Below are 14,118 nucleotides of genomic sequence, written 5' to 3' on the forward strand. Positions count from 1 at the left end.
CCTTGCTCAATAGGATGGCAAAACTGTTCGCGATGTCCTCGCACACCTGTCCGCGATGTCCCCAGTCCAAACAAAGGGGAGAAGGGAAGGGCGCTCTACATCCGCACCCGTTCCGCTTTCGGATCATACATCGGCTTCAGCGACACTTCCGCGGCGAAGCGCTCGCCGGCGATCTCGATCTCGTAGGAAGACGACAGCACGTCCGCCTCGCTCTCGCCCTGGCAAGGAACGTAGCCGAGGCCGATAGCGCCGCCGAGATGATGGCCGTAATTGCCCGAGGTGACCGGGCCGACAATCTTGCCGTCGCGCAGGATCGCTTCGTTGTGGAAGAGCAAGGGTTGCGGGTCTTTCAGGCGGAACTGCACCAGCCGCCGGTTCAATCCGGTTTCTTGTCTCCTCAGCACGGCGTCGCGGCCAAGAAAATCGCCCTTGGCAGTCTTCACCGCGAAGCCAAGGCCTGCCTCCAGCACATTGTCCTCATCGGTGATGTCGTGGCCGAAATGCCGGAAGGCCTTTTCGATGCGGCAGGAATCCAGCGTGTGCAGGCCGCAAAGCTTCAGGCCGACATCGGCGCCGGCCGCCTCGATCGCCTCGAACACGTGTGCAGCCTGGTCGGTCGAGACGTAAAGCTCCCAGCCGAGTTCGCCGACATAGGTCACGCGATGGGCACGGGCCAGCCCCATGCCGATTTCTATCTCCTGAAACGTTCCGAACGGATTGGTTTCGTTGGAGAAATCGTTCGGGCTCAGCTTTTGAATCAGCTTCCTCGAATCCGGGCCCATCAGGCAGAGCACGGCCTCGGCCGCGGTGACGTCGGTGATGACGACGAATTCATCGGCGAGATGTTTTTTCAACCAGGCGAGATCACGCTGCAGCGTGGCGCCCGGCACGACGAGGAAGAACGCGGTTTCAGACAGCCGCGAGACGGTGAGATCGCTCTCGATGCCGCCGCGCTGGTTGAGCATCTGGGTGTAGACGATCTTGCCCGGCGCCACCTCCATGTCGTTGGAGCAAAGCCTCTGCAGGAAGGCGCAGGCATCGCGGCCCTCGACACGGATCTTGCCGAACGAAGTCATGTCGAACAGGCCGACGCCGTTTCGGATCGCCAGATGTTCGTCGCGCTGGTTGTCGAACCAGTTCTGCCGTTTCCAGGAATAGCGGTACTCGCGCTCCTGGTCCTCACGCGCGAACCAGTTGGCCCGCTCCCAGCCGGCAACCTCGCCGAACACCGCGCCGCGTGCCTTCAGATGTTCATGGAGCGGGGAGCGCCTGACGTTCCGAGAGGTCGCCATCTGCCGGTAGGGAAAATGGTCGGCATAGAGCAGGCCGAGCGTCTCGGAGACGCGCTCTCTGAGATAGCGGCGGTTCTTCTGGAACGGCTGGGCGCGGCGGATGTCGACCTCCCACAGATCGAAGGGTGCTTGGCCATCGTTGATCCATTGCGCCAGCGCCATGCCGGCGCCGCCTGAGGAGACGATGCCGATGGAGTTGTAGCCGGTCGCCATCCAGTAGCCGGAAAGCTCCGGCGCCTCGCCGAGATAATAGCGATCATCAGGCGTAAAACTCTCGGGGCCGTTGAAGAAAGTGTGGATGCCGGCGCTGGCCAGCATCGGCATGCGGTTGACGCCCATTTCGAGGATCGGCTCGAAATGTTCGAAATCCTCGGGCAACTGGTCGAAGCAGAAATCTTCGCTTATGCCGTCCATGCCCCACGGCTTGGCCACCGGCTCGAAGGCGCCGAGCATCATCTTGCCGGCATCTTCCTTGTAGTAGGCGCACTCGTCCGGCACGCGCAGCACCGGCAGCCGGGTCAGGCCGGGGATCGGTTCGGTGACGAGATAGAAATGCTCGCAGGCATGCAGCGGGATGCTGACGCCGTTCTGGGCGCCAAGCTCGCGTGCCCACATGCCGGCGCAGTTGACGACGACATCGGCCTCGATCATGCCTTGCTCGTCGCCCTGCATCCAGGAAACGCCGGTGACGCAGCCATTCCTGGTGTGAACCTTGGTGACCTTCACATTCTCGACGATCGTCGCACCGCGCTGGCGCGCACCCTTGGCCAGCGCCATGGCGATGTTGGCCGGGTCGCATTGGCCGTCGAGCGGCAAATGCACGGCGCCGACCACATCGGAAACATTAAGATGCGGGTACATCTGCTTGACTTCGTTTGGCGAAATCTCGCGCACGTCGATATCGAACGCGCGGGCGAGCGACGCCTGCCTATAAATCTCGTGCTTGCGTTCCTCGGTCAGCGCCACGGTGATCGAACCGACCTGGCGCATGCCGGTGCCGACATCGGTCTCGGCCTCCAGCCTGACGTAGAGGTCGGCCGAATATTTCGCCAGCCGTGTCATGTTCTGCGAACCGCGCAACTGGCCGATCAGGCCGGCGGCATGCCATGTCGTGCCCGATGTCAGCTGCTTGCGCTCAAGCAGCACGATGTCGGTCCAGCCGAGCTTGGCCAGATGATAGGCGACCGAGCAGCCGGAGACGCCGCCGCCGATGATGACGGCCCTCGCCTTGGGAGGAATGGTTTTGGGCGGATTGGTTTTGGCCAGAATGGTTTTCTGGGGCAGGGCGCTCATGCGGCCTCGCGGCGGTAGCTGGACGCGAAGCGGCGCAAGCGAAGGGTTGCTTCCAGAAGCACCGCCTCGGGCTGGCAGAGGCTGACGCGAATATGGCCGGCGGCGGCCTCGCCGAAGCTCGAGCCGGGCATGACGCCGACCTTTTCCTTGTCGAGCAGGGCCCAGGCGAATTTCTCGTCGTCCGGCTCGAGAGCCGAGATATCGAGCATGACATACATGCCGCCTTCGGAGCCGCGCACGGTGATGTTGTTCATGCCGCGCATGGCATCGAGGACGACGCTGCGCCGTGCGGCATAGCGTTCGGCGATCTCCTTGACGCCGTAGCCGTTTTCCAGCGCCTCGGCGCAAGCGAGGCTGATGAACGCCGGCAGGCCGTAGGTGGTCACCAGATTGAGGTTGGTCAGCAGCGAGATCATCTGTTCGGGCCCGCTCAGCCAGCCCATCCGCCAGCCGGTCATGCCGTGGCTCTTCGACATGGAATTGATGACCAGCGTGCGTTCCGCCATGCCTGGCAGCGAACGCGGCGAGACGTGCTCGCCGCCGCCTAGCGTCCAATAGACCTCGTCCGACAGCAGCCAGAGGTCATGCTCCCGGCAGATCTGCGCCAGCTCTTCCAGCCGCTGGCGCGAATAGACGGCACCCGTCGGGTTGTTCGGCGTGTTGATCAGGATGGCGCGGGTGTTCGGCCGAAGTGCTGCGCGAATGTCGGCGGCGCGCGGCTGGAAACCATCCTCGGCGGGTGTCTCGACCACGGTGAAATCGGCGCCCGCCGCACTGAAGGTGTTGGGGTAGGTCGCGTAATAGGGCGCCACCACAATGGCATGGTCGCCCTGGTCGAGAACGGCCTGCACCGCCGCATAAAGTGCCGCCTGCCCTCCCGGCGTAGCGATGACCTGGTCGGGGTTGGTCGCAACGCCGGTGCAGGCGGTCGAGGCCGCCGCCATGGCCTGGCGCAGGCGCGGAATGCCGGCAAGCGGGGTATAGTGGTGATTGCTGGCGCGAACCGCGGTCACGCAGGCTTCGATCGTCTGCGCCGGCGTGTCGAAATCATGGTCGCCGACCGACAGCATGATGATGTCCTCGCCGGCCTGCTTGCGCGTCCAGGCGGCGAAATGGACCTCCCAGCCGTCCTTGCCGGAAGGCACGATGCCGGAAATGCGCGATGACGGCCTGGGCATTATGCTACTCCCGAAATTTCGTAGCCGGCCTGTTCGAGCCGGTCACGCAGGGCCGCGATATGAGGCGGCCCGACTTCGCAGCAGCCGCCGACGATGTCGGCGCCGGCCTCGACCCAGCCGACCGCCTGGTCGGCATAGGCATCCGGATCGAGGTCGTGGCGGGCGTGCAGCACTTCCACCGTTCCGCCATGCTTGAGCGCCTCGACCGAGGTGAAGCCGTTGGCATAGGCGCCAACCGGCCCACCGAGAGCGATCAGTTCGGGCAGCGCTGCAGCAATGGCTTCGGGCCGGCAGCAATTGATCAGCCTGGCTGCGACCGGCAGGCCGTCGAGAGCTCTTGCTGCCGCCGCTATGGTTTCGCCGCTGCGCAGCCGCGGCGCGCCGTGATCGGCGAGCGTCCACGACACCCACACCGGCTTGCCGCTTTCCGACGCGGCGGTGACAGCGGCGCGCGCCTCCTCGGCCGACGCCATGGTCTCGCACAGGAACAGATCGACACCGTCGGCCTGCTCGGCAACGATGCGGCGGTAGATGTCGAGCGTATCCTCGAAGGATATCGTCAGGGCCGGTGCGTAGCTGCCGAACAGCGGCGACAGGCAGCCGGCGATTGCCGCGTCGCCGGCCTGGTCGCGCGCTTGCCTTGCCAGTTCTATGCCGCGCTGCTGCAGCGGCTTGAACAGCTCTTCCGCGCCCTCGCGCGCCAGCCGCTCGGGGGTTGCGGAATAGGTGTTGATGGTGATGACGCGGGCGCCGGCCCGAATGAACTCCGCATGCAGGTCGCGCACCAGATCCGGTTCGTCGATCAGCACCCTGGCCGACCATAGCGGCGTCGGCTCGGACTTGCTGCGGCGGACCAGTTCCTGGCCCATGCCGCCGTCGGTGAGAATGACTGAATTCATGCGCGCAACCTCTCGTTGTTTGGATCCCACAGCGGTTCGTCCTTCTGCACGACCGCCTTGAAGCGCTCGCCGAAGATCTCGACCTCGACCGCAGTTCCCGGCTCAGTCAGGTCGGCGCGCAGCACGCCGAGCGCGATCGACTTGTCGATCCGATGACCCCAGCCGCCGGACGTCGTCTCGCCGACGATCCGGCCGTCATGCCACAGCGTCGACATGGTTGGCGCGTCGCAGTCGCCGGGGTTTTCGACGACCAGCGTGACAAAGCGCTTCTTCACGCCCTGCTGCTTCTCGTCTTGCAGCGCCGCCTTGCCACGGAAATCCGGCTTGTCCCATTTCACGAAACGCTCCAGCCCACCCTGCAGGATCGAATAGTCGGTAGACAGTTCGCCTTTCCAGGCGCGATAGGATTTTTCAAGCCGCAATGAATCCAGCGCGTACATGCCGAACGGCTTCAGCCCATGCTTCTGCCCTGCCGCCCAGACGGCGTCGAACACGGTGGCGGTGTCGTCGATCCTGGTGTGGATTTCCCAGCCGAGTTCGCCGGCGAAGGACACACGCACCAGCCTCGCCCAACGGCCGGCAATTGTCGTCTCCTGGTGGGTCAGCCAGGGCAGGGCAAGGTCGGCGGCGCAGACATCGGCGAGGATTTTTCGCGAATTGGGCCCGGCGAGGATCTGCGTTGAGAATTCCTCGGTCCGGTCGACCAGCCTGAACGAGGCGTCCTTCGGCATGCGCCATTTCAGCCATTCAAAATCGTGCCATTGCGCCACCGCGGCGGTGATCAGCGTCATCAAATTCTCGTCGTGGCGAACGGCAGACATTTCGGTGACGATGCGGCCCTTGTCGTCGGCAAAATAGACGAGGCCGATGCGGCCGGGTTTCGGCACCAGGCCGGTGATCTGTTGGCTCAACCAGTCGGCCGCGCCCGGACCGTCGAGATTGAAGCGGGAAAACCCAGGCAGGTCCAAAATGCCTGCGGCGTCGCGCACGGCGAGGCATTCTTCGCGCACGCGATGCTGCCACGGCCCATCGCGGCGGAAGGTCAGCGTCGCGGCTTCCGAGACATCGTCGCCGGCTTGCGCGTACCAGGTGGCGCGCTCCCAGCCATTATAGGCGTCGAAGCAAGCGCCGAGCGCCTTGATGCGATCGTGGATCGGCGACAGTTTGCGGTCGCGCCCAGCTGGCCAGGCATGGCGCGGGAACTGGATGGCATATTCGTTGCCGTAGATTTCCATGCCCTTGGCGACGCAGTAATCCGGGGCCGAGGCAAAGCTGGTGAAGCGCCGCGGATCGCACGACCACATGTCCCATTCGGTCTGGCCCTCAGTCACCCATTCGGCCAGCACCTTGCCGGCGCCGCCGCCCTGGGCGATGCCGAAGGTGAAGACGCAGGCCTCGAAGGCGTTCGGCACGCCGGGCATCGGGCCGATCAGCGGGTTGCCGTCCGGCGCGTAGGGGATCGGACCGTTGATGACCTTGGACAGGCCGGCGGTGCCGAGAATCGGCACGCGGGCGACGGCATCGGCCAGATAGTCCTCGAGCCGGTCGAGATCGTCGGGGAATAGCTGGAACGAGAAATCGTCGGGCATCGGATCGTTGTGGCCGACCCAATGGGCACGGCAATTGCGCTCATAGGGGCCGAGATTCATGCCGTTCTTTTCCTGGCGCAGATAATAGGAGGTGTCGACATCGCGCAGCAGCGGCAGTTTCTTGCCCTGCTCCTTCGACCACGCGGCCAGTTCGGGGATTTCCTCGAACAGGATATATTGATGGCTCATCACCATCATCGGCACGTCGCGGCCGAACATCCTGCCGACTTCGGCCGCACGGTAGCCGGCGGCGTTGACGACGATCTCGCAGCGGATCTCGCCCTGAGCGGTCTCGACCACCCACTCGTCCTTGTCGCGGCGCACGCCGGTGACCGGACAGAAGCGAATGATCTTCGCACCCAGGTCGCGGGCGCCCTTGGCCAGCGCCTGGGTCAGCTGCGCCGGGTCGATGTCGCCGTCGCTCGGATCGTAGAGCGCGCCCTTCAAGTCATGCGTTTCGATCAACGGATAGCGGCGCTTGATCTCGTCGAGGCCGACCACATCGATGTCCATGCCCTGGTAGCGGCCCATGCCCTTGGCGCGTTGGAACTCCTGCATGCGCTCTGCCGTATGGGCCAGCCTGAGCGAGCCGGTGACGTGGTAGTTCATGGGGTAGCCGACCGCATCGGCCAGCCCGCGATAGAGCTCGGTCGAATAGCGCTGCATGTTCATCAGCGACCATGACGAGGAGAAGGTCGGCACGTTGCCGGCCGCATGCCAGGTCGAGCCGGAGGTGAGCTCGTTCTTTTCCAGGAGCACGCAGTCGGTCCAGCCCGCCTTGGCGAGATGGTAAAGCGCCGACGCGCCCACGACACCGCCTCCGATGATCACCACACGTGCCGTGGTCGGCAAACCGGCCATATTCTTCTCCAGACCTCTAGTAGACAGGTGGCGAAACCACCCAGATGACCACCGCCGGCTCCGCACCGGGATTGCGCCAGCGGAACGGCTTGCCGTCGAAGCGAAAGGAGTCGCCTTCGCCAAGCCGGTGCCAGACGCCTGATATCTCGATGTCGAAGCTGCCGGAAGCGACATATCCGGCTTCCTCCGTCGGCCGGCGGGCTTCGGTCTTCAGTTCAGCACCCGGCGCGAAGACCGAACGCAGCATCTCGAAGCTACCGCCGAGATCGGGCGAAAGAAGCTCCTCCACCAGGCCGGAATCGCTTGTGCCAAGCGTGCGGCGGCTGCCGGCGCGGACGACCACGCCGCGCTCGTTCTCGACGGGCACGTCGTGGCTGAAGAACAGGCTGACCGGCACGCCGAACAATTCCGCGAAGCCTCTGAGATCGCTAAGCGACGGTATCGACAGGCCGCGCTCGACCTGACTGACCCAGCCGACCGAGCGGCCGAGCTTCAGGCCGGTCTCGGCAAGCGTCAGCCCGCGCGCCCTGCGCAGCGCCCTGATATCGCCGGCCAGCAGCCGTTCGCGGTTTTCCTGCTCCGATCTGACGGCGGTTGAGGTCAAAGCTTTTTTCTCGGTGAAAATCTCTCTGGTGAAATACCCCTGGTGAAAAATTGGGGGCAAATTTCATCAGGGGTCAGGTTCGTGAAAAAATCAAGAGAATTTTCATGAGGCCACAAGATTTGCTTGCGCCGTTTTGACGGTTCAGGCAAAGGCTCGGCCACGAACGGCGAGTGAGGGCGTCCGGTCGAGGCTTGCGTTAGTGCGCAATGCGTCAAATTGGACCGCAATGGTGCTCTCTCATTTCTAGACGGCGCATGTATCCTTTCCGGAATCGATTCCGGCTTCCGGGGCACGCGCAAAGGGACGCCCATGCTGGAAAACAGGACTAAGATTACGGATGGCGCGGCGATCGTCGACGAGGCGATCACGTCGCGCCGTTCGGTGCGGGCGTTCCTGCCCGACATGGTCGACGACGAGATGATCCGCGCCATACTCGCCGTTGCCGCGCGTGCGCCTTCGGGCACCAACATGCAGCCCTGGCGGGTCTACGTCACCAAGGGCGAGGTCAAGCAACGGATCAGCGACGCCATCCTCAACTCCGGCATCCGCGCCGAAAAGGCCGAGTGGGACGAGTATCGCTACTATCCCGACCAGTTCTTCGAGCCCTATCTGACCCGGCGGCGAGCCAACGGCTTCGGCCTCTACAGCGTGCTCGGCATCGGCCGGCGTGAGGTCGACAGGATGCGCGCGCAGCACGACCGCAACTTCGTCTTCTTCGACGCACCGGTCGGCATGATCTTCACCGTTGACCGGCGGCTGAACAAGGGCTCGTGGATCGATTACGGCATGTTCCTGCAGAACATCATGGTGGCGGCGCGGGGCAGGGGCCTGCACACCTGCCCGCAGGCGGCCTTTGCACCCTATCACAAGCAGATCAGGCCGGTGCTCAACATTCCCGACGAGGAAATCGTCGTCTGCGGCATGGCGCTTGGCCGTGAGGACACATCCAAGCCCGAAAACGCGTTCCGCACCGACCGCGCGCCGCTGGAAGAGTGGGTGACGTTCGCCACGTGAGGTGACGATACACCGTCCCGTCTACTGCACTTCGTAGCCGACTTCCTCGCTGGCGTGACAGAGCGCTTTCCAGAATGAGCGCGCAAACGAGCGGAACACATAGATGTCGAACTGGTCGGCGCCGGTGCGCTGGATTTGGGCGAAGACATCATGATGCATGGTCGAGCGGCCGGCACCGACCGGGAAGGCCGGCAGCGCGAAGTCGATGGCGAAGAACTTTGCCAGCACCCATTCCGCCTTCGGTCCGGCGATGCGGATCGCGGTGCGGCCGTGCGACAGGTCGGTCACCGTGCCGATATCAGGGGTGACGACATTGGCAAAGGCCGATGCCAGGCCCTCAGCTTCGTCGACCACGGTGAATTTTCCCGGTGCAAATCCGAACACCGACCTCACGCCGTTGGTGCTGCCGGCGCCAGCGCCGTCGGGCAGCGCAAGGCCGGTAACGGTGCGAATGCCTGCTATTAACGCCTTCTCCTGGCCCGGCCAGGCTGCGAGCTGCAGGATCGATCCCGGCCTGGTTTCGGAGAGGATGACCTCGATGCCGTGTTCGAAATCGCCATGCGAGCCGGTGCGCAGCTCCAGCTCAAGCGGGGATTGGCGCTCAACCATGCATGCGGCTCCCGTCCGGATCAAAGAAGTGATTGGAGACGATCTCGACCGGGCCGAACCGGTTGCGCAGAGGATCGGAGATATGGGCGCGCGTGCCGCGCCGTGCCTTGCCGTCCTTGACCAGAGCGAGCGCGATGTACTTGCCGAGCGCCGGCGAATAACAGCAAGCGGTGATGTGGCCGATGGAATCGTGCGGATTGGCTTCGTCGAGCGCTTCGACGATGTGGGCGCCGCCGTTGAGCGGCTGGTTGTCCAGCGAAACCAGGCCGACGAGTTCCAGGCGGCCGGGCGCGATCAGGCCCTCGCGATCCATCATCGCCGAGCCGATGAAGGGCTTCTTCCTGGACAGCATCCAGTCGAGATGCAGGTCGCGTGCGGTAGTGCGGCCGTCGATCTCGGCGCCGGTGACGTGGCCTTTCTCAATGCGCAACGTGCCAAGCGCCTCAAGCCCGTAGGTCACCAGTCCGAACGGCTTGCCGGCTTCGATCAAGGCTTCCCAGACAAGTGCGCCGTAGCCGGCGCCGGAGTAGGCTTCGAAGGCCATTTCGCCGGAGAAGGAAAGCCGGCAGATCATCACCGGCACGCCTGATATCTTGCCGTGCACGATGCCCATGAAAGGCAGAGTTGCGTTGTCGACGGCGGTGCCGGTGACGCAAGCAGCAAGGATCTCTCTCGCCCTAGGCCCGCCGATCGCCGCGCCCGCCCATTCGTCGGTCACCGAGGTGACATGGACCTTCAACTCCGGCCAGATGACGTCGAGGAAATACTCCAGATGCTGCATCACCTTGCCGGCATTGGCGGTGGTGGTGGTCATCAGGAAGTCCTGTTCGCCGAGCCGCCACGTCGTGCCGTCGTCGAAGGCGAGGCCGTCCTCGCGCAGCATCAGCCCGTAGCGGGCCTTGCCGACGGCCAAAGTCGAGAACATGTTGGTGTAAACCCGGTCGAGGAATTCCGCCGCGTCCGGACCCTGCACGGCGATCTTGCCCAGCGTCGAGACATCGACGATGCCGGCGCTCTCGCGCGTCGCCCTGGCTTCGCGCACATAGGCCTGCTCGATCGTCTCGCCGGGATGGCCATAGATCATCGGGCGATGCCAGAGGCCGGCTGAATACATGGTCGCGCCGTTGGCGACGTGCCAGTCATGCATCGGCGTCAACCGTTCGGACCTCAGGTCGCCGAAACGCTCTGCGGCGAGTGACCCGATCGACACGGCCGAAAAAGGTGGGCGAAAGCGTGTCGTGCCGACTTTGGGAATCGGCTTGCCCAACGCCTCGGCCATGATGGCGAGGCCGGGTATGTTGGAGCTCTTGCCCTGGTCGGTCGCCATGCCGAGCGTGGTGTAGCGCTTCAGATGCTCGACCGAGACGAAGCCTTCGCGATGTGCAAGCCGTACATCCTCCGCGATCACGTCGTGCTGGAAATCGACGAAGCTTTTTCCATTGGCCCTGATCTCGAACACCGGCGCCGGGTCGGGACCGCCGGGTGCGGCTTCGACGACCGGCAGGGCCGTAGGCACGCCTGTTCCACCTGCCGCCGAAAGCCCGGCGGCGCGGCCTTCGGCGATTGCCTCGGCGGTGGAAAAGCTGCCGGTGAAAGCGCCGGCGCCAATCCATTGCTGTGTTGGCCATCGCTGTGTTGGCCATTGCTGGGTTGGCTTCGGTGGCAGGAAGGCTTGTCTGGCGGCATTCCATTCCGCCTTGGCGCCGGCCTGGCTGGCCAGATGGATGGTCGGCGACCAGCCTCCCGATATCAGCAGGCAGTCGGCTTGAATGCTGCGCGCCTCGCCGGCAAGCGCGCCGTTGACCATGTCGAAGCGCTGCACCTTGACGCCGGACAGCGCCTTGCCGCCTTCGGTGGCGACCACGGCGTGACCGAAAAGGATCTTGGCTTCCGCTTCATCGGCGAGTTCGCGCATCCTGCTCGAAAGCTCCGACCGCACGTCGACGATGGCGACAATCGCCGCACCGGCCTTCTTCAGCGCCAGGGCGGAGCGATAGGCGCTGTCATTGTTGGTGAACAGTGCGATCCTGTTGCCCGCCAGCACGCCGTACTCGTTGGCGTAGCGTTCGGCGGCATGCGCCAGCATCACTCCCGGCCGATCGTTGCCCGGAAACACCAGCGGCCGCTCGAAGGAGCCGGTGGCCAGCACCACCGACTTAGCGCGAATGATCCAGTAGCGATGGCGTGGTTCGCCCTTGCCGGGCCTCTCCTTGTGGTCGGCAACCCGTTCAAGCGCGGCGAGCGTGTTGCCGTCGTAATAGCCCCAGACCGTGGTGCGTGGCAGCAGGCGGACATTGTCATAGCCTTCGAGCTGGCCGGCGGCTCGCGCTGCCCAGTCGGCCCCGGGCATCCCGTCGATCGTCTCGCCCGACCAGTTGGCCGAGCCGCCGAAATGCGGTTCGAGTTCGCTGAGGATGACACGCGCGCCCTGATCGGCGGCTGCCCTGGCGGCCATCAGTCCGGCCGGACCGGAACCGACCACCAGCACATCGCAGAAGGCGTTCATGCGCTCGTAACGCGCCGTGTCGGCAGCCGTCCCGGCGCGGCCGAGACCGGCGGCGCGGCGGATGAAATGCTCGCAGAACATCCAGAAATGCGTGCTCTTCAGCGGGCCGATCGCGGGCCCCATGAAGGTCTTGTAATAGAAGCCGGCGGACAGAAGCTTGCCGCCGAGCTGGTTGGCGGCGCTGACATCCCAGGCCAGCGATGGAAAGCGGTTCTGGCTGACGGCGGTCAGCCCATCATGGATCTCGACCATGGTCGCGGCGATGTTGGGCTCGCGAACCTCGCCCCGCAACACCGTCACCAGGGCGTTCGGTTCCTCGACGCCTGCCGTCAGCACCCCGCGAGGACGGTGATATTTGAACGAGCGTCCGAACAGGGTGACGCCATTGGCCAGCAGCGCTGAGGCAAGCGTGTCGCCGGCATGGCCGGTGTAAGGCGCGCCGTCGAAGGTGAATCGGATGGTTCGCAGCCGGTCGATCCGGCCACCGGCATCGGTGCGGCGCGGGCTCATGACTTGCCCTCCGCCTTGTGCCGGGCAGCCACTTTGTGGTCGCCGCGCGTGAACGCGACGCTGGAGATCTCGTGTGTCAGCGTGTTGCGCACGACCCTGAGATGGGCGCGGCAGCCGCCGGAATGCTGCCAGATCTCGTTGTGGTCACCCGCCGGATTCAATCGGTCATAGACATAGGCGTTCCAGGCATCGAGGTCCTGCGAGGCAGGCTGAGGGCGCTCGCGGTTGCCGTCACCCTGATAGGTGAACTCGATGACGTCGCGCGGGCCGCAATAGGGGCAGGTAATCAGCATGCGATTGTATCTTCTCGTTTGACCATGATCTTGGCCGAAAACCGGTTTCCACTCTTTGTTACGCCGAACCTGCGGTTCGGGATCATGGTCTAATGCAGCCGCGGCGTCGCGCCCTGGCCCTTGTCGTCGATCACCAGTCCGCGATGGAAGCGATCCAGCGTGAAGGGCGCGTTGAAGTCGTGCGGTTCATCCTTGGCGATGGTCCAGGCAAAGCACCAGCCGGAGGCCGGCGTCGCCTTGAAGCCGCCGTAGCACCAGCCGCAGTTGAGATACATGCCCGGCAGCGGGCCGGTGGTGATGATCGGAGAACCGTCCATCGACATGTCGCAGACGCCGCCCCAGGAGCGCAGCATGCGAACCCGGGCGAGACCCGGAAACAGCGCCAGCATCTCGCTCATCACCTCATCGACAACAGGCAAACTGCCGCGCTGGGCGTAGCTGTTGTAGCCGTCGAGATCGCCGCCATAGACAAGGCCGCCCTTGTCCGACTGCGACATGTAGAAATGGCCCATGCCGAAAGTCAGGACCGTATTGATGAACGGCTTCAGCGATTCCGTCACAAAAGCCTGCAGCACGTGGCTCTCGATCGGCATCGTATCGATGCCGGCGAGCCGCATGACTTGCCCGGTGCTGCCGGCCACCGCGACCGCCACCTTCCTGGCGCGGATATCTCCGCGCGACGTCGAGACGCCTGATATGCGGTCGCCGTCGCGCAGGAAGCCGGTGACCTCGCAATTCTCGATGATGTCGACACCGCGGCGGTCGGCGCCGCGCGCATAGCCCCAGGCGACGGCATCGTGGCGGGCGGTGCCGGCGCGCCGCTGCATCAGGCCGCCGACGATTGGGAAGCGCGCCGTGGCGGAGACGTCCAGCGCCGGCACCAGGCGCGCGATCTCGGCCGTGGTCATCAGTTCGGCGTCGACGCCGAGATGGCGCATGGCGTTGCCGCGGCGGGCAAAATCGTCGAGCTGGGCCGGCGTGTGCGCGAGGTTGAGGCAGCCGCGCTGCGAGAACATGACGTTGTAGTTGAGGTCGTGCGACAGGTTCTCCCACAGCTTCATCGAATGTTCGTAGAAGCGCGTGTTGGCAGGCAGCAGGTAGTTGGAGCGGACGGCTGTCGTGTTGCGGCCGACATTGCCGGAGCCGAGCCAGCCCTTTTCCAGCACTGCCACGTTGGTGATGCCGTGCTCCTTGGCGAGATAATAGGCGGTCGACAGGCCATGGCCGCCACCGCCGATGACGATCACGTCGTAGGACGCCTTCGGGTTCGGCTTGCGCCAGGCCGATTTCCAGTCCTTGTTGCCGGTCAGCGCATTTTTGAGAAGCGAGAAGGCCGAATATTCCGCCATTCTTTTTGTTGTCCGTTCTGGCTTTTCGTCAGCCGTTTTGGGCGATGCGGCACATTATAGAGCAGGCCGCTGCCGCAAAGCCAATATTGCGCCATCGCTTTTCGACTGGCCGACTCCGAAG

General features: G+C 64.4%; 10 protein-coding genes. 1 reads left to right on the forward strand and 9 read right to left on the reverse strand.

Annotated elements, in window-relative coordinates; all coding sequences use genetic code 11:
- Positions 1-95: 95 nt before the first annotated feature.
- Genes AC0L2V_RS31835 through AC0L2V_RS31855 form a run of 5 tightly spaced genes read right to left on the reverse strand, consistent with a single transcriptional unit; the run spans position 96 to position 7,716 of the window.
- A complete protein-coding gene (locus AC0L2V_RS31835; protein WP_473522142.1) occupies positions 96-2,585 on the reverse strand; it encodes a GcvT family protein in 2,490 nt (829 codons plus the stop codon).
- Positions 2,582-3,763 (reverse strand): pyridoxal phosphate-dependent aminotransferase, encoded by a 1,182-nt coding sequence (locus AC0L2V_RS31840; protein WP_473522143.1) that lies wholly within the window; start codon positions 3,761-3,763, stop codon positions 2,582-2,584. Before AC0L2V_RS31840 ends, AC0L2V_RS31835 begins: the two co-directional genes overlap by 4 nt.
- Entirely contained in the window at positions 3,763-4,662 is a 900-nt protein-coding gene (locus tag AC0L2V_RS31845) for a homocysteine S-methyltransferase family protein (RefSeq protein WP_473522144.1), read from the reverse strand. The genes AC0L2V_RS31840 and AC0L2V_RS31845 overlap by 1 nt, the downstream gene beginning before the upstream one ends.
- Positions 4,659-7,112, reverse strand: a complete 2,454-nt coding sequence (locus AC0L2V_RS31850; RefSeq protein ID WP_473522145.1) for a GcvT family protein — start codon at positions 7,110-7,112, stop codon at positions 4,659-4,661. The genes AC0L2V_RS31845 and AC0L2V_RS31850 overlap by 4 nt, the downstream gene beginning before the upstream one ends.
- 16 nt (positions 7,113-7,128) lie before the next feature.
- Positions 7,129-7,716, reverse strand: coding sequence for a helix-turn-helix domain-containing protein (locus AC0L2V_RS31855; RefSeq protein ID WP_031254773.1), 588 nt, complete (start codon positions 7,714-7,716; stop codon positions 7,129-7,131).
- A 309-nt stretch (positions 7,717-8,025) separates the two neighbouring features.
- Between AC0L2V_RS31855 and AC0L2V_RS31860 the strand changes: the two genes are divergently transcribed.
- Positions 8,026-8,730: a nitroreductase gene (locus tag AC0L2V_RS31860; RefSeq protein WP_473522146.1), complete on the forward strand. Its 705-nt coding sequence runs from the start codon at positions 8,026-8,028 to the stop codon at positions 8,728-8,730.
- A gap of 21 nt (positions 8,731-8,751) precedes the next feature.
- Here the strand turns inward: AC0L2V_RS31860 and AC0L2V_RS31865 are convergent, their stop codons facing one another.
- From AC0L2V_RS31865 to AC0L2V_RS31880, 4 genes are all read right to left on the reverse strand, one after another.
- Complete coding sequence (locus AC0L2V_RS31865) at positions 8,752-9,339, reverse strand: sarcosine oxidase subunit gamma (protein WP_473522147.1); 588 nt, start codon at positions 9,337-9,339, stop codon at positions 8,752-8,754.
- On the reverse strand, positions 9,332-12,355 hold the full coding sequence (locus AC0L2V_RS31870) for a sarcosine oxidase subunit alpha (protein WP_473522148.1): 3,024 nt from the start codon (positions 12,353-12,355) through the stop codon (positions 9,332-9,334). The genes AC0L2V_RS31865 and AC0L2V_RS31870 overlap by 8 nt, the downstream gene beginning before the upstream one ends.
- Entirely contained in the window at positions 12,352-12,648 is a 297-nt protein-coding gene (locus AC0L2V_RS31875; RefSeq protein ID WP_128166926.1) for a sarcosine oxidase subunit delta, read from the reverse strand. Before AC0L2V_RS31875 ends, AC0L2V_RS31870 begins: the two co-directional genes overlap by 4 nt.
- 89 nt (positions 12,649-12,737) lie before the next feature.
- Positions 12,738-13,997: a sarcosine oxidase subunit beta gene (locus AC0L2V_RS31880; protein ID WP_473511615.1), complete on the reverse strand. Its 1,260-nt coding sequence runs from the start codon at positions 13,995-13,997 to the stop codon at positions 12,738-12,740.
- Between the last annotated feature and the right edge of the window lie 121 nt (positions 13,998-14,118).

Source organism: Mesorhizobium sp. WSM4814 (assembly GCF_055811595.1).